The organism is Micromonospora sp. NBS 11-29 (assembly GCF_002140155.1).
Taxonomy (GTDB): Bacteria; Actinomycetota; Actinomycetes; order Mycobacteriales; family Micromonosporaceae; genus Micromonospora.
In genome coordinates this window covers 75,272-90,971 of sequence record NZ_NAPR01000023.1, presented here as the reverse complement: position 1 = coordinate 90,971, position 15,700 = coordinate 75,272, and the positions used below count along the sequence as shown (strand labels likewise).

The 15,700-nt window shown below is 71.8% G+C and carries 11 protein-coding genes and 4 pseudogenes; 10 read left to right on the top strand and 5 right to left on the bottom strand.

Features of this window, described 5'->3' with window-relative positions:
* The coding region (locus B1205_RS24930) for an HAD family hydrolase (protein ID WP_254910181.1) at window positions 1-572 on the top strand (572 nt) is incomplete at its 5' end.
* Window positions 573-623: 51 nt separating this feature from the next.
* On the opposite strand, the pseudogene B1205_RS24925 reads toward B1205_RS24930, so the two are convergent.
* The 4 genes and pseudogenes from B1205_RS24925 to B1205_RS24910 all read right to left on the bottom strand — a co-directional run bounded on the left by B1205_RS24925 (window position 624) and on the right by B1205_RS24910 (window position 6,012).
* A pseudogene (locus B1205_RS24925) lies at window positions 624-3,118 on the bottom strand (ABC transporter permease).
* Complete coding sequence (locus B1205_RS24920) at window positions 3,118-3,885, bottom strand: ABC transporter ATP-binding protein (RefSeq protein WP_089157822.1); 768 nt, start codon at window positions 3,883-3,885, stop codon at window positions 3,118-3,120. The pseudogene B1205_RS24925 and the gene B1205_RS24920 overlap by 1 nt, the downstream one beginning before the upstream one ends.
* 234 nt (window positions 3,886-4,119) lie before the next feature.
* Complete coding sequence (locus B1205_RS24915) at window positions 4,120-4,827, bottom strand: response regulator (RefSeq protein WP_089157821.1); 708 nt, start codon at window positions 4,825-4,827, stop codon at window positions 4,120-4,122.
* A gap of 322 nt (window positions 4,828-5,149) precedes the next feature.
* Window positions 5,150-6,012: pseudogene (locus tag B1205_RS24910) on the bottom strand (RecB family exonuclease).
* Window positions 6,013-6,212: 200 nt separating this feature from the next.
* Here B1205_RS24910 and B1205_RS24905 point away from each other — a divergent pair.
* The 3 genes from B1205_RS24905 (at window position 6,213) to B1205_RS24895 (ending at window position 8,912) form a co-directional block, all read left to right on the top strand.
* On the top strand, window positions 6,213-7,271 hold the full coding sequence (locus B1205_RS24905) for a M50 family metallopeptidase (RefSeq protein ID WP_140158140.1): 1,059 nt from the start codon (window positions 6,213-6,215) through the stop codon (window positions 7,269-7,271).
* Window positions 7,268-8,212 (top strand): tRNA (adenine-N1)-methyltransferase, encoded by a 945-nt coding sequence (locus B1205_RS24900; protein WP_089157820.1) that lies wholly within the window; start codon window positions 7,268-7,270, stop codon window positions 8,210-8,212. The genes B1205_RS24905 and B1205_RS24900 overlap by 4 nt, the downstream gene beginning before the upstream one ends.
* Window positions 8,213-8,339: 127 nt before the next feature.
* On the top strand, window positions 8,340-8,912 hold the full coding sequence (locus B1205_RS24895) for a hypothetical protein (protein WP_089157819.1): 573 nt from the start codon (window positions 8,340-8,342) through the stop codon (window positions 8,910-8,912).
* A gap of 51 nt (window positions 8,913-8,963) precedes the next feature.
* Here the strand turns inward: B1205_RS24895 and B1205_RS24890 are convergent, their stop codons facing one another.
* On the bottom strand, window positions 8,964-9,257 hold the full coding sequence (locus B1205_RS24890) for a ferredoxin (RefSeq protein ID WP_089157818.1): 294 nt from the start codon (window positions 9,255-9,257) through the stop codon (window positions 8,964-8,966).
* Between the two features lie 177 nt (window positions 9,258-9,434).
* On the opposite strand from B1205_RS24890, the pseudogene arc reads away from it, so the two are divergent.
* The 6 genes and pseudogenes from arc to prcA form a co-directional block, all read left to right on the top strand.
* Window positions 9,435-11,195 (top strand): annotated as a pseudogene (gene arc / locus B1205_RS24885) (proteasome ATPase); the annotation flags it as partial.
* Window positions 11,196-11,342: 147 nt separating this feature from the next.
* Window positions 11,343-12,805, top strand: a pseudogene (gene dop / locus B1205_RS24880) (depupylase/deamidase Dop).
* Window positions 12,806-12,912: 107 nt separating this feature from the next.
* Window positions 12,913-13,119 (top strand): ubiquitin-like protein Pup, encoded by a 207-nt coding sequence (locus tag B1205_RS24875; RefSeq protein ID WP_073836803.1) that lies wholly within the window; start codon window positions 12,913-12,915, stop codon window positions 13,117-13,119.
* 5 nt (window positions 13,120-13,124) lie between these two features.
* Window positions 13,125-13,793 (top strand): endonuclease VII domain-containing protein, encoded by a 669-nt coding sequence (locus tag B1205_RS24870; RefSeq protein WP_176308783.1) that lies wholly within the window; start codon window positions 13,125-13,127, stop codon window positions 13,791-13,793.
* Entirely contained in the window at window positions 13,712-14,551 is an 840-nt protein-coding gene (gene prcB, locus B1205_RS24865; protein WP_176308782.1) for a proteasome subunit beta, read from the top strand. The genes B1205_RS24870 and prcB overlap by 82 nt, the downstream gene beginning before the upstream one ends.
* Window positions 14,552-14,604: 53 nt before the next feature.
* On the top strand, window positions 14,605-15,438 hold the full coding sequence (gene prcA / locus B1205_RS24860; RefSeq protein ID WP_089157815.1) for a proteasome subunit alpha: 834 nt from the start codon (window positions 14,605-14,607) through the stop codon (window positions 15,436-15,438).
* Window positions 15,439-15,700: the final 262 nt, after the last annotated feature.

Below are 15,700 nucleotides of genomic sequence, written 5' to 3'. Positions count from 1 at the left end.
TGGCCGCCGTCTACGGCGGCACGCTCTCCGACGCGGCCCGTCGGGAGATCATCGGCACCGCGATGGCCGACTCGATGCGGATCGTGCACGACGACCTGGGCCAGCCGGACCGGGACCCGCAGGCCAGCGCCGACTGGATCAGCGCGCGGATCCTCGACCTGTTCCGCACCGGGCTGCAGTGGCGTCCCGGCGCGCTGGCGCTGCTGCGGGCGGTACGGGCCGCCGGCATCCCCACCGCGCTGGTCACCTCCAGCGGCCGGCCGCTGGTCGAGGTCGCTCTGGACACGTTGGGCCGGGACAGCTTCGACGCGGTGGTCTGCGGCGACGAGGTGGGCGCGGCCAAGCCGCACCCGGAGCCGTACCTGACCGCCGCGAAGCTGCTGGGCGTGCCGATCGAGCGGTGCGTGGCGATCGAGGACTCGCCGACCGGGGTGGCGAGCGCGCTGGCCGCCGGGGCCGCCGTGCTGGCCGTGCCGGCCGAGGTGCCACTGCCGCCGACCGACGGCGTGCACCAGGTGCAGAGCCTCACCGCGGCGGACCTGGAGCTGCTCACCGCCCTGCTCAGCCGTTAGGAAGGGCACCTTCTCATCGCCTGGTGATAAGAAGGTGCCCTTCCGTGCACCTCAGTCGTGAGCGATGGCGCCGAGCACGTTGATGCGGGCGGCGCGGATCGCCGGCAGCACCGCGGCGACCACGCCGACGATCGCGGCCAGGACCAGGAACGTCACCATCTGCCCCCAGGGCAGCACCAGGTCGGTGATGCCCTCGTCCCGCAGCGCCCGGACCACCGCCGCGCCGAGACCGGTGCCGACGACGACGCCGAGCAGCGCGCCGAAGACCGAGATCACCACCGCCTCGACGGTGATCATGCGCATGGTCTGCGCCCGGCGCAGGCCGATCGCCCGCAGCAGACCCAGCTCCCGGGTCCGCTCCAGCACCGACAGGGCGAGGGTGTTGACGATGCCCAGCACCGCGATCACGATCGCCAGCGCCAGCAGGATCTGGATCATCCGCAGCGGGGTGTCGAGCTGGCTGGTCTGCTGCTCGATGAACGCCGCCCGGTCCGCCACCGACACCTCGGGACTGTCCGCCAGCAGCCGCTCGACCTGCGGCTGCACCGCGCCGACCGGGGTGCCGGGGGCGAGCTGCACGAAGCCCTGGCTGGGCTGCGGATTCGCGAAGTCGACCGTTGCCTGCACCGGCAGCATCACCGGATTGGTCAACTGCGAGCTTTCGTAGATGCCGCTGACCGTGTATGTGCGGGCGTCGCCGCGGGACAGCTGCACCGGCACGGTCGAGCCGACCGACAGGTTGCGATCCTTCGCCGTGTCCGAGCTGAGCAGCATCTGGTCGGGGGCCAGCCGGCTGATGTCGCCGGCCGTGGCCTTCGCCCCGAAGATCCGCTCCAGCGCGGCCACGTTGCTCGACGCCGCCACCCAGGTGCGCTTGCCGCCGACGGTGGCCATGTCGCCGTACTCGCCGTCGACGAGCTGCACCCCCGGAATCGCGGCGGTCTTCTCCAGCACCGCCGGGTCGAAACTCGCCGGCCGGGGTCCGGACGTGTTACCGGAGATCACCAGCTCGGCCTTGATGGTGTCCTCGGCGAGGGCGCTGATGCTGCCCTTCGCCGAGTCCAGGATGACGGTCACGCCGGTCACCAGCGCGATGCCCACCATCAACGCGGCGGCGGTGATCGCCGTCCGGCGCGGGTTGCGGCCCGAGTTGAGCCGGCCCAGCTTCCCCGGCACCGACCAGGAGAAGATCGCGCCGAGCAGCGCCACCACCGGCCGGCTGATCACCGGGGTCAACAGCGCCACCCCGATGAACGCGAACAACACACCGCCGAGGATGGTCGCCAGGGTGCTGTCGCCGGCATGCCCGCCCAGGCCGAGGAAGAGCAGCACCGCCCCGATCCCGGTGACCACCGCCCCGCCCACGGTCACCTTCGTCAGCGGCCGGTCCGGCGTGGCCACGTCCTGCATCGCGGCGATCGGCGGGATGCGCGCCGCGCGCACCGCCGGCAACAGCGCCGCGACCACCGTGATCAGCAGACCCACCGCGAACGCGCCGATCACCGCCGCGGGCGGCACGCCGAGCCCGGCCAGGGTCAGACCACCGGCGAGCTTCCCGAAGAGGTACGCCAGCAGCGCGCCCACCCCGATGCCGGCGGCGAGCCCGAGCACCGAGGCGACCAGGCCGACCGCGATCGCCTCCAGCACCACCGAGCCGATGACCTGCCGGCCGCTGGCGCCGATGGCCCGCATCAGCGCCAGCTCACGGGTGCGCTGCGCCACGATGATCGAGAAGGTGTTGAGGATCAGGAACGTGCCGACCAGCAACGCCACCGCGGCGAAGCCGAGCAGGATCTTGTTGAAGAAGGACAGCCCCTCCTTCAACCCGGCGGAGGCGTCGTCGGCGAGCTGGTCGCCGGTCTTGACCTCGTAGCCGCCGTCGAGCGCGCGGGCCACCTCGTCACGCAGCGCCTCCGGGGTGGTCCCGCCGGTGGCCCGCGCGGTGACGTTGGAGAACACGTCCGGCTTGCCGAGCATCAACCGCTGCGCGACCGGCGTGGTGAAGGCGACCTCGTTCACCCCGCCGACAGAGTCCCGGCCACCGCTGTAGCCGAACACACCGACCAGGGTGAACTCCTTCTTTGGGGACAGCGTCAGCACGCCGACCCGGTCACCGACCCGGACGCCGGCAGTCTTCGCCAGCGCGGCGTTGACCACGATCTCGTCGTCGGCCTGCGGCCCGCGGCCCTCGCGCAGCGTCACCAGGTCGCCCTCGCCCAGCCAGTTCTCGCCCAGCTGCGGCGGCCCGAACGAGGTGACCACCTTGCCGTTGCCGCCGATCAGGCGCGCGCCGTCGGCGGCGACCACACCGCGCACGTCCGTCGCCCCCGGCACCGCCTTCACCCGGTCCACCACCGACGCCGGCACCGGGGCAACCACCTGCTCACCCTCGGTCTGGGAGAGGGCGACCTTCGGCTTCGCCGCGACGTTCNGTCGGTGAGCACGAACGCGCCCGAGACGAACATGACGCCGAGCACCACCGCCAGACCGGACAACACCAGGCGCAGCTTGCGCGCCAGCAGGCTCTTCAGCGTGGCCCGGAACATCAGTTGCCCACCTCGACCGGCGCGTCCAGCTTCTTCATCGTGTCCAGCACCGTCTCCGCGGTCGGCTCGATCAGCTCCGACACGATCTGCCCGTCGGCGAGGAACACCACCCGGTCGGCGTACGCGGCCGCGGTCGGGTCGTGGGTGACCATGACGATCGTCTGGCCGTGCTCCCGTACCGAGGCGCGCAGGAAGTTCAGCACCTCGGCGCCGGAGCGGGAGTCGAGGTTGCCGGTCGGCTCGTCCGCGAAGATCACCTCGGGGCGGGCCACCAGCGCCCGGGCGCACGCCACCCGCTGCTGCTGGCCGCCGGAGAGCTGCGCCGGGCGGTGCCCGAGCCGTTCCCGCAGGCCGACCGTGTCGATCACGGTGTCGTACCAGGCCGGGTCGGGCTTGCGCCCGGCGATCGACAGGGGCAACAGGATGTTCTCCTGAGCGGTGAGCGTGGGCAGCAGGTTGAACTGCTGGAAGATGAAGCCCACCTTGTCCCGGCGCAGCTTCGTCAGGCCCGAGTCGTTGAGCCCGGTCACCGTCGTGTCGCCGATCATCACGGTGCCCCGGGTCACCGAGTCCAGACCGGCGAGGCAGTGCATCAACGTCGACTTCCCCGAGCCGGACGGGCCCATGATGGCGGTGAAACGGGCACGTTCGAACTCGGCGCTCACCCCCCGCAGCGCGATGACCTGCGCCTCGCCGCTGCCGTACACCTTCCACACGTCGTTCGCCCGGGCCGCGGCCTGCGCCTGCCGGCCAACCGTCGCGGTCACGTCATCTACCTCTTCCGTCTGGCTGCTGATCCGCACCGCCCCCGCTGGTCGGTGCGGCGGTTCCCATCCTCGGTGCCGCCGGCGGCGGATCCCTCCGACCCCGGGCGGAATCCGTGCCGAACTTCTGCTGAGGGTCGCCCCCCAGGCCGACTCAGGGTGATCCCCGACCGGCCGGCGGCGCCGACGGTAGAACCTCACGTCGCGTCAAGGTCAACTCCGCACCGCCACCACCGGTCACGGTACGTGAGCGCCGCCACCCGTTTCTCCCGGCCGCACCAACCCCGTCTCGTACGCCAGCACCACCGCCTGCACCCGGTCGCGCAGCCGCAGCTTGGTCAGCACATGCCCGACGTGGGTCTTCACGGTGGTTTCGCTGACCGACAGATCCCGGGCGATCTCGGCGTTGGACCGTCCCCGCGCCACATGGGTCAGCACCTCCCGCTCCCGTTCGGTCAGCGGGTCGAGCGCCCGCGGCGGGACAGCCGCCGGATCCGGCAGGAGGTCGGCGAACCGGTCCAGCAGCCGGCGCAGGACCCGCGGCGACACCACCGCCTCCCCGGCCGCCACCGTTCGGATCGCCGTGACCAGGTCCCCGGCCGGCACGTCCTTGGTGAGGAAACCACTCGCCCCGGCGCGCAACGCACCGACGACGTACTCGTCCGACTCGAACGCGGTAAGGATCAGCACCCGCACCGGCAGCCGCGCCTCCACGATCGCCCGGGTGGCGGCCACCCCGTCCATCCGCGGCATCCGGACGTCCATCAGCACCACGTCGGGCAGCAGCCGCCGCGACAGCGCCACCGCCTCCACCCCGTCGCCGGCCTCGCCCACGATGTCCAGGTCACCCTGGACGCCGAGCACCATCCGGAACCCGGTGCGCAGCAGCGGCTGGTCGTCGGCGAGCAGGACCCGCACCGGTCGGGACGCGGCGGCGTCGGTCATGGGGTCCCCTCGTCGTGCGCGGCGGCGGTCGGGCCGAAAGTCTGGGCGGACCGGGCGTCCATCCCGGGTAGCCGCGTCCCGGTGGACCAGCCTGGCGGCCGGGCCCGGCACGGTCCGGTCCGGCACGGTCCGAGCCCATCCGGTCCCGGCACGGTCCGGCGCGGTCCGATCCGCAGGATCTCACCGTAGAGGGCGACCCGCTGTCGCATGGCGACCAGACCGGGACCGATCCGGTCGGACGTCGCCGGGCCGTGCCCTTCCGTCCGCAGGGGCGACCGGCGACCCGACGGCGCGGCCCGGTGCGCCCCCGAGCGCAGGAGGGTCAGTCGTCCGCACCCGGCGTCGCCGGGCGGGAGCGGGCGTCCACGAGCGGGTCGGGCGCGGCGCCGGCCACCGGGAACGGCGGCGGCGTGCCGCCGAAGGTCGGACAGAGCGCCTGATGACTGCACCAGTCGCAGAGCCGGCTCGGCCGGGGTCGGAAATCCTGCCGGACGGTGGCCTGCTCGATCGCCCGCCACAACGCCACCACCGTGCGCTCGAAACGCAGCAACTCCTNACCCGCGGCACCACACCCCGGGTGCGCCACAGCACCAGGGCGTAGAACTTGAGCTGGAACAGCGCCCGCGCCTCGAAAGCCTCACGCGGCGCCCCGCCGGTCTTGTAGTCGACCACCCGCAGCGCGCCGTCGGGGGCCACGTCGAGCCGGTCGAGGTAGCCCCGGATGAGCAACTCGTCGTCAACCACCGCGGAGATCAACGCCTCGCGCTCGGCCGGCTCCAGCCGGCGCGGATCCTCCACCGCGAAATAGCCCTCCAACAGCGCCGCCGCCGAACGGAGGAACCCCTCCACCCCGGCCGCGTCGCCCTCGGCGAACAACGTCGCCAGCTCCGGCTCCTCGGTGACCAGCCGGTCCCACTGCGGGGCCACCAGGTCACCGGCCGACTCCGGGGTGCGGGCCGGCGCCGGCAGGTCGAACAGCCGCTCCAGCACGGCGTGCACCAACGTGCCCCGGGCCTGCTCGACCGTCGGACGCTCGGGCAGCCGGTCGATGCTGCGGAACCGGTAGAGCAGCGGGCAGGTCTTGAAGTCGGCCGCCCGCGACGGCGACAGTGACGCCCGCACCGTGGCCGGCACCCCGGTCGCCGTCTGGTCGCCCTGCCCGTCGATCACCGGTTCCGCCGTCATGCCCGGAAGGTTAGGCCACCCGTGTGACAGGTCCACCGCCGACGCACCGGACCATGATCGGCGCCGCGCGCCGTCGCTGCGGGGCTCGCAGAACCGGCTCACGTAGCATCGGGCCGGTGCAGCAGCGGACCCGACCACCGCGCCGGCCGGGGCTGAACCTCGGCCGGGTCTTCGGGGTGCCGCTGCGGGCCGACGCCTCGATGCTGCTGCTCACCGTCGTGGTCACCGTGCTCTACGCGACACTGGCCCGCCGCCAGCTCGACCTCGGCCCCCTCGGCGGCTACCTGGTCGGTCTCGGCTTCGTCGTGTCGTTGCTCGGCTCCGTGCTGCTGCACGAGTTGGGGCACGCGCTGACCGCCCGCCGGTACGGCATCGGTGTGCGGGGGATCACCCTCGAACTGCTCGGCGGCTACACCGAGATGGACCGGGACGCCCCCAGCCCCCGCGCCGAGCTGCTCATCTCGTCGGCCGGTCCGGCCGTGTCCGCCGTGCTCGGCGCCGCCGCGGTCGCGGTCACCCTGGCGCTGCCCACCGGCACGCTCGGCCACCAGCTCGCCTTCCAGCTCGCGGTCAGCAACGTGGTGGTGGCCATCTTCAACAGCCTGCCCGGGCTGCCGCTGGACGGCGGGCGGGTGCTGCGCGCCGCGGTCTGGGCGCTCACCCGCGACCGGCACCGCGGCACCGAGGTGGCCGGCTGGGTCGGCCGGGCCGTCGCGTTGCTCACGCTGGCCCTGGTGGTGGCGCTCACCCTGCGCCGCGCGCTCGCGCCGCTGGCCCTGCCGCTGCTGCTGCTGGTCGCGGTGACGCTGTGGCGCGGCGCCGGGCAGTCCGTCCGGCTGGCCCGCATCGGCCGCCGGCTGCCCCTGGTCGACCTGGCCCGGTTGGCCCGGCCGCTGCTGCCGGTGCCCACCGGCACCCCGCTGGCCGAGGCGCAGCGCCGCCGCGACGCCACGGGCACCCCGGACGCGGCGATCGGCGTGGTCGACTCCGCCGGCCGCACCGTCGCCCTGGTCGACCCGGCCCGCGCCGCCGCCGTACCCCCGCAACGGCGGCCGTGGGTCGCGGTGGACGAGGTGGCCCGCGGCCTGGCCGCCCTGCCCACCCTGCCGGTCGACGCGGACGGCGAGCGGGTGCTGGAGACCGTGCGCACCCACCCGGACGCGCAGTACCTCGTGACGGCAGGCGAAGATGTGGTCGGCGTGCTGCACATCGCGGATCTCGCCCGGCTCCTCGAACCCAAACGGAAGACGAACACGTGACCGCAGACATCTCCACCGTCCCGGCGTTGCCGCCCGTCCACCGGGGCCCGTTCCGGCCCGGCGACCGGGTCCAGCTCACCGACCCCAAGGGCCGGATGCACACCGTGACGCTGGAGCCCGGCAAGGAGTTCCACACCCACCGGGGGATTCTCCAGCACGACACGCTGATCGGCCTGCCCGACGGCAGCGTCGTCACCACCGCCGGCGGCGGCACCGCCTTCCTGGCGCTGCGGCCGCTGCTGTCGGACTACGTGCTCTCCATGCCGCGCGGCGCCCAGGTGATCTACCCGAAGGACTCGGCGCAGATCGTCGCCATGGGCGACGTCTTCCCCGGCGCCAAGGTGCTGGAGGCCGGCGCCGGCTCCGGCGCGCTGTCCTGCTCCCTGCTGCGGGCCGTCGGCACCGAGGGCGAGCTGCACTCCTTCGAGGTGCGCGACGACTTCGCGCAGATCGCCCGACGCAACGTCGAGGCGTTCTTCAACGGCCCGCACCCGGCCTGGCGGCTGCACGTCGGCGACGTCGCCGAATGCCCCGAAACCGGGTTCGACCGGATCATCCTCGACATGCTGACCCCGTGGGAGATGCTCGACATGGTCGAGCGGGCCCTCGTCCCCGGTGGCGTGCTGATCGGCTACGTGGCCACCACCCCGCAGCTGTCCGAGCTGGTCGAGGCGCTGCGCGAGCGCGGCGGCTGGACCGAGCCGCGCGCCTGGGAGTCCCTGGTCCGGGACTGGCACGCCGAGGGACTGGCCGTGCGGCCGGACCACCGCATGATCGCGCACACCGCCTTCCTGGTCTCCGCGCGCAAGCTCGCCCCCGGCGTCACCGCCCCGCCGCGCCGACGCAAGCCCAGCAAGGGCGCCGAGGCGTACGCGCAACGCCGCGACGCCCTGCGCGCCGCGGCGGCGGCCCGGTCGGCGGAGGAACCGGCGGGGTCCTGACCCCCGCCGCGCGCACGAGCGGGCGCGGGGGATCATGTGTGCCCGTGGGGACGACACCGAGACATGTGAAGACGGTGGGCATGAGCGAGTGGGTCGGGGCGCGCGGCGCGGGCCGGCGGGGGGTGGCGTGAGCGAGCCCGAATACGGCAACGGTGAACTGCCCGCCGTCTTTCCCGACTGGTCGCCCTACACCGACCTGGAGTCGGCCGCCCGCGCCTACCTGCGTGACCCCGACATCGCCCTGGAGGCGCTCGGCGGGGTGCTGCGCGGGGCGTCCGTGCTCGGCTTCACCCTGGAACGCTTCGTCAACGAGGTCAACGGGGTGTGGCAGGAGGTCGTCGTCTGCGACGGCAGCCGGCTGGTGCTCTGGCACGGCGAGGACGTCCCGCCGGGGGAGGGGCCGCCCGGGGCGATGACCTCCTCGCTGCGGGTGGTGCCGGTCTCCACCGTCACCGAGGTCGGTTGCCGGCGTCGGCTCACCCGCGCCGACAGCGGATCGGTCCGGGTCGACAGCATCGACGTCTACCTGCTGCTCAGCTCGCTGGACGAGGCGCCGCCGAGCGACGAGGCGATCGGTACGCCCCGGCACGACGCGCTGCGTTTCGGCAAGACGCTCGACGATGGCGGCGCCGGGCAGATCACCCGGTTGGAGGAATTCGCCCGGCTGGTCGCCTCGGTGGTCGGCCGTCCCATGCTCTGAGACGACGGCGAGGGCCGGGGACGGCGACCCCGGCCCCGCGCCACCGCACGTTCAGTCCTCGGCCTCCGGGCCGGCCACCTCGACGCCGTCGCCGCCCCGGACGACGTGGATGCACTCACCCGGGCACTCCTTCGCGGAGTCGATCACCTCGAGGCGCAGGTGCTCCGGCACATCCACCCGGGCGCCCGGAGCCTGCCGCAGCTCACCGTCCGGGCCCTTGACGTACGCCAGGCCGTCGACGTCGAACTCGAAGACCTCCGGTGCGTACTGCACGCACAGCCCGTCGCCCGTGCAGAGATCCTGGTCCACCCAGACCTGCAACTGGTCCGTCGCGACGTCGGTCACGAAGCACCCCCCATGTTCTCCCGTCCCACGCTCCGACGGTACCCGAACGCCCGTACCCGCCCGCCGACCAGCCCTTCGCGATCAAGCTTCGGTGTCGAGCGCGTTGCGGAGGACCGAATCGGGCTCACAGCGGCTAGTGTTAGCTCAGAACGTTCAAGCCCCCCGGGGAGGTGGGACGTGGCACGCAGCGACGACGCGGACTCGCGCGCCGCACGGTGGGAAAAGGAAGCCCACGATCTCTCCACGCAGGTCGCGTTCCTGCAAGAGGAGCTCGCTCTGGTGCGGCGCAAGTTGACCGAAGGCCCCCGACACGCCCGGCAGCTCGAAGAGCGGCTGGCGGCCACCCAGGCCCAGTTGGCGCGGCTGACCGAGAACAACGAGCGGCTCGTGAGCACCCTCAAAGAGGCTCGCGCGCAGATCGTGACGCTCAAGGAGGAGATCGACCGCCTCGCACAGCCGCCCAGCGGCTACGGCGTCTTCCTGGCGAAGCACGACGACGGCACGGTGGACGTGTTCACCGGCGGACGCAAGCTCCGCGTCGCCGTCTCGCCCTCGCTGGAGGTCGACGAGTTGAGCCGAGGCCAGGAGGTCCTGCTCAACGACGCGCTCAACATCGTCGACGCGTTCGGCTTCGAGCGGGTCGGCGAGGTGGTGATGCTCAAGGAGATCCTCGCGGGTCCCGACGGCGCTCCGGGTGACCGGGCGCTGGTGGTCTCCCACTCCGACGAGGAACGCATCGTGCACCTCGCCGAGACCCTGATCGGCAGCGCGATCAGGGCCGGTGACTCGCTCATGATCGAGCCCCGCTCGGCGTACGCGTACGAGCGGATCCCGAAGAGCGAGGTCGAGGAACTGGTCCTGGAGGAGGTGCCCGACGTCAACTACGAGGACATCGGCGGCCTCCAGGCGCAGATCGAGCAGATCCGCGACGCGGTGGAGCTGCCCTTCCTGCACGCCGACCTGTTCCGCGAGCACCAGCTCCGGCCGCCGAAGGGCATCCTGCTCTACGGCCCGCCCGGCTGCGGCAAGACGCTGATCGCCAAGGCGGTGGCCAACTCGCTCGCCAAGAAGATCGCCGAGCGCGAGGGGAAGGAGCGTCACACCAGCTTCTTCCTCAACATCAAGGGCCCCGAGCTGCTCAACAAGTACGTCGGCGAGACCGAGCGGCACATCCGGTTGATCTTCCAGCGGGCCCGGGAGAAGGCCGGCGAAGGCACCCCGGTGATCGTGTTCTTCGACGAGATGGACTCCGTCTTCCGTACCCGCGGCTCCGGTGTCTCCTCCGACGTGGAGAACACCATCGTGCCGCAGCTGCTCAGCGAGATCGACGGTGTGGAGGGTCTGGAGAACGTCATCGTCATCGGCGCCTCCAACCGGGAAGACATGATCGACCCGGCGATCCTGCGCCCCGGCCGACTCGACGTGAAGATCAAGATCGAGCGACCGGACGCCGAGGCGGCGAAGGACATCTTCTCCAAGTACATCCTCGCCGGCCTGCCGCTGCACGCCGATGACCTGGCCGAACACGGCAGCGACCCACAGGCCACCGTCGCCGCGATGATCGACGCGGTGGTCCTGCGGATGTACTCCGAGACCGAGGAGAACCGCTTCCTCGAGGTCACCTACGCCAACGGCGACAAGGAAGTCCTCTACTTCAAGGACTTCAACTCCGGTGCGATGATCCAGAACATCGTCGACCGGGGCAAGAAGATGGCCATCAAGGAGTTCCTCACCTCCGGGCGCAAGGGGCTGCGGCTCCAGCACCTGCTCGACGCCTGCGTCGACGAGTTCCGGGAGAACGAGGACCTGCCCAACACCACCAACCCGGACGACTGGGCCCGCATCTCCGGCAAGAAGGGCGAACGGATCGTCTACATCCGCACGCTCGTCTCCGGCGGCAAGGGCACCGAGGCCGGCCGGTCCATCGAGACCGCCAGCNCCGTGGCGCGCAGCGCCACGGGCCTCCGCGCGCCCGGACCGAAGGCCGCCACACCGTACGCGCGGCGCCGCCACGCCCCCTTGGCGCGTGACGCGGACTACGCTCGACGTGACGGGGACCGGGACGGCGAGCGGAGCGGCAGGTCGATGAGCGTCAGACGGATCATGGGCACCGAGGTCGAGTACGGCATCTCCGTGCCGGGTCAGGCCGGAGCCAACCCGATGGTCACCTCCGCGCAGGTGGTCAACGCCTACGGAGCCCGACCGGAACTCAACCGGGGCGGCCGGGCCCGCTGGGACTACGAAGAGGAGTCGCCCCTGCGCGACGCCCGCGGATTCACCTACTCCGGGGCCGCGTACGACCCGGCCGAGGCGCTCGCCGACGAGGACCTCGGGCTGGCCAACGTCATACTCACCAACGGAGCGCGCCTCTACGTCGACCACGCCCACCCGGAATACTCCACCCCCGAGGTGACCAACCCCCTCGACGTGGTGCGGTGGGACAAGGCGGGGGAGCGGGTGATGGCCGAGGCCGCGCGGCGGGCCGCCACCATCCCGGGCACCCAGCGGATCCACCTCTACAAGAACAACACCGACAACAAGGGCGCCAGCTACGGCGCGCACGAGAACTACCTGATGCGCCGGCAGACGCCGTTCGCCGACATCGTGGCGTACCTGACGCCGTTCTTCGTCACCCGGCAGATCGTCTGCGGCGCGGGCCGCGTCGGCATCGGCCAGGACGGCGGCCAGAGCGGCTTCCAGATCTCCCAGCGTGCCGACTTCTTCGAGGTCGAGGTGGGGCTGGAGACCACCCTCAAGCGGCCCATCATCAACACCCGCGACGAGCCGCACGCGGACGCCGACAAGTACCGCCGGCTGCACGTCATCATCGGCGACGCCAACCTCTCCGAGATCTCCACGTTCCTCAAGGTCGGCACCACGTCGCTGATCCTCGCCATGATCGAGGAGAAGGCGCTCGGCGCCGACCTGGGCATCGCCGACCCGGTCGGCGAGCTGCGCGCGGTCAGCCNCTCGACGTGCAGTGGGCATACCTCGAACGGGTCCGTTCCTTCGTGGACGACCGTTACGGCCAGGACGTGGACGCGCAGACCGCCGACGTCCTCGACCGCTGGGAGAGCGTGCTGGACCGGCTCGGCCGCGACGCGTTCGAGTGCGCGGGCGAGCTGGACTGGGTGGCGAAGCTGCGGCTGCTGGAGGGCTACCGGGAGCGGGAGAAGCTCGGCTGGGGCTCGCACAAGCTGCAACTGGTCGACCTTCAATACTCGGACGTACGGCCGGAGAAGGGGCTCTACCACCGGCTGGTGCAGCGCGGCTCGATGAAGACGCTGCTCACCGACGAGCAGACCCGCACCGCGATGACCGAGCCGCCGGAGGACACCCGGGCCTACTTCCGGGGCCGCTGCCTCGACCGGTACGCCTCCGAGGTGGTCGCCGCGAGCTGGGATTCGGTCATCTTCGACGTGGGCCGGGAGTCGCTGGTCCGGGTGCCGATGATGGAGCCCGAGCGGGGCACCCGCGCGCACGTCGGGCAGCTCTTCGACCGGTGCGAGAGCGCCAAGGATCTGCTGGAGATGCTCACCGGCGGCTGACCCGGATGCCGGAAGGCCCGTTGCGTGCCGGATCCGGGCGCGCGACGGGCCTTTCGTCGCCTGGGCGAGGTAAGTTGATCGCAGGCGATCGTGGAGGAGGCACCACCATGGCGACCCAAGAGGGCGGGCAGACCCAGTCCGGCAAGTCCCACGAGGAGGTCGAGGAGGTCACCGCGCAGGCCAACCCCGAGGTGGCCGAGCGGCACGCCGAGATCACCGAGGATGTCGACGACCTGCTCGACGAGATCGACTCCGTCCTGGAGGAGAACGCAGAGGAATTCGTGAGGGGCTATGTACAGAAAGGGGGTCAATGAGCCGTATGTCCGATTTGCCGAAGGGCTCGGACAAGCTTTGTCCTCAGCGTGGCCGGTCGCTGCCGGCGTCGGCGTTTCACCGTAACCGGCGGCGCCCAGACGGTCTGGCGTTCTACTGCAAGACCTGTGCGGCCGCCCGCTCGGAGGCGAGTCGCCGGAAGCGCGGGATCGCGCCGCAGCGGAAGGCAGCCGTGCCGGTCACGGACGGCCTGAAGTGGTGCCCCGACTGCGAGCAGATCAAGCCGGTCGACAACTTCCCCCGAACGACGAACGCGAGCGGACGGCACAGCTACTGCAAGCCCTGCCACATCGCACGGGGCAATGAAAGCAAGCAGCGGCTCTACGGTGGCAGTCGGGAGTACCACCTGCGTCGTCGTTACGGGGTCGGGGAGAAGGAGTTCCAGGAGCTCCTGGCCGAGCAGGGCGGCGTGTGCGCGATCTGTCGGCGCCCCGATCCGGAACACCTGGACCACGATCATCGCACCGGATGGGTGCGCGGGATACTCTGCTTCAACTGCAACGGTGGTCTCGGCCAGTTCAAGGACAACCTCGACAGCCTGGCCGAGGCGATCACGTACCTGAGAGGAACCACGTGGCAGCGGGTTTTGATCCATCCGGGCGTCTTCCAGATGTGTTCACCAACGCGGGGACGTCCTCCTTCACAACGTTCCTGAGCAGGGTGGCCCCCGAGATGCTGCCGGGCCGTCGGCCGCTGCCGCCCGGCATGGCCGCCGACATGGCGCCGCACGCGACCACCATCGTGGCCATCTCGGCTGCCGGCGGCGTGGTGATGGCCGGCGACCGCCGCGCCACGATGGGCAACCTCATCGCCCAGCGCGACATCGAGAAGGTGCACCCGGCCGACGCGTACTCGCTGGTGGGCATCGCGGGCACCGCCGGCATCGGCATCGAGCTGATGCGACTGTTCCAGGTGGAGCTGGAGCACTACGAAAAGATCGAGGGCGCGATGCTCTCGCTCGACGGCAAGGCCAACCGGCTGGCCTCGATGATCCGCGGCAACCTGGGCGCCGCGATGCAGGGTCTGGCCGTGATCCCGCTGTTCGCCGGCTTCGACCTGGCCGCGAGCGACCCGGCCCGGGCCGGCCGGATCTTCAGCTTCGACGTCACCGGCGGCCCGTACGAGGAGACCGGCTACGACGCGATCGGCTCGGGTTCGCTGTTCGCCAAGTCCGCGTTGAAGAAGCGGTTCCGGGCGGGCCTGTCGGTGGACGACGCGACGCGGCTGGCCGTCGAGGCGCTCTACGACGCGGCGGACGACGACACCGCCACCGGTGGCCCCGACCTGACCCGACGGATCTACCCGGTGGTGATGACCGCGACCGCCGAGGGCACCCACCGGCTGACCGACGCCGAGACGGCGGCGATCGCCGAGGGCGTGGTGTCCGGCCGGATGGAGAACCCCGGCGGCTGACGCCGTTCACCCGCCCACCGAGTCAGCAGTCCCGAAGAAGGAGAACCGCCGCCGTGGCCATGCAGTTCTACGCCTCGCCCGAGCAGATCATGCGCGACCGCTCCGAGCTGGCCCGCAAGGGCATCGCCCGGGGCCGCAGCGCGGTGGTCCTGAGCTACGCCGGCGGGGTGCTCTTCGTCGCCGAGAACCTGTCCAGCACGCTGCACAAGGTGAGTGAGATCTACGACCGGATCGGCTTCGCCGCCGTGGGCCGCTACAACGAGTTCGAGAACCTGCGGCGCGCGGGCGTGCGGATGGCCGACCTGAACGGGTTGAGCTACGACCGGCGGGACGTGACCGGCCTGGCGCTGGCGAACGCGTACGCGCAGACGCTGGGCGCGATCTTCACCGAGCAGTCGAAGCCGTTCGAGGTGGAGATCTGCGTGGCCGAGGTGGGCGCCACGGCGGACGACGACTCGCTCTACCGGGTGACGTACGACGGCTCGGTGAACGACGAGCCGGGTCGGATGGCGATGGGCGGCCAGTCCGAGGCGATCGCCGGGGTGCTGAAGAACGAGCACCGGCCGGAGATGTCGCTGTCCGAGGCGGTCCGCGCCGCGATGAAGGCGTTGAGCAGTGTCGGCGGCGAGGGCGGGGCGGCCCGGACGATCGCCGCGAACCAGCTTGAGGTGGCGGTCCTGGACCGGGCCCGGGTGGGTCGGACGTTCCGTCGGGTCACCGGGGCGGCGCTGACCGCGCTGCTGGAGGGCGACGGGGAGGCGGACGTCGCGCCGGCGCCGGGTCGGGCGAAGACCCCGACGACGCCGACGGAGGAGGCGAAGAAGCCGACCACGTCGGCCGGGTCCGCCGACCTGGAGGGCAACCAGGAGACCACGCCCGGCGAGTGACGCGTCGGCCGGCCGCCGGTCCCGTCGGTCCACGCGCGCACCGGCCGGCCCCGCCGAAGTGGCCTGCCGACGCCGGTTCGCCGACGTGGTGAGGTCGACGGCGCTCTGTTGGCGCCACTTCGGCGAAGTGGCTGGCCCCAGGGTGCCGCCCCAGGGTGCCGCCCCGCGGCACCGCGGGCTGCCCGGCGGGCTCACCGCCCACGGGGCCCTGTCGACGCTGGTTCGAGATCAAAAACGACGGACGCCAGACTGCGGCGCCACC

Coding starts and splice junctions, on each gene's coding strand:
- B1205_RS24915 (WP_089157821.1), bottom strand. CDS start 4,827: ATGACCGACGCCGCCGCGTCCCGACCGGTGCGGGTCCTGCTCGCCGAC.
- B1205_RS24905 (WP_140158140.1), top strand. CDS start 6,213: ATGCTGCTGCTCACCGTCGTGGTCACCGTGCTCTACGCGACACTGGCC.
- B1205_RS24875 (WP_073836803.1), top strand. CDS start 12,913: ATGGCGACCCAAGAGGGCGGGCAGACCCAGTCCGGCAAGTCCCACGAG.
- B1205_RS24870 (WP_176308783.1), top strand. CDS start 13,125: ATGTCCGATTTGCCGAAGGGCTCGGACAAGCTTTGTCCTCAGCGTGGC.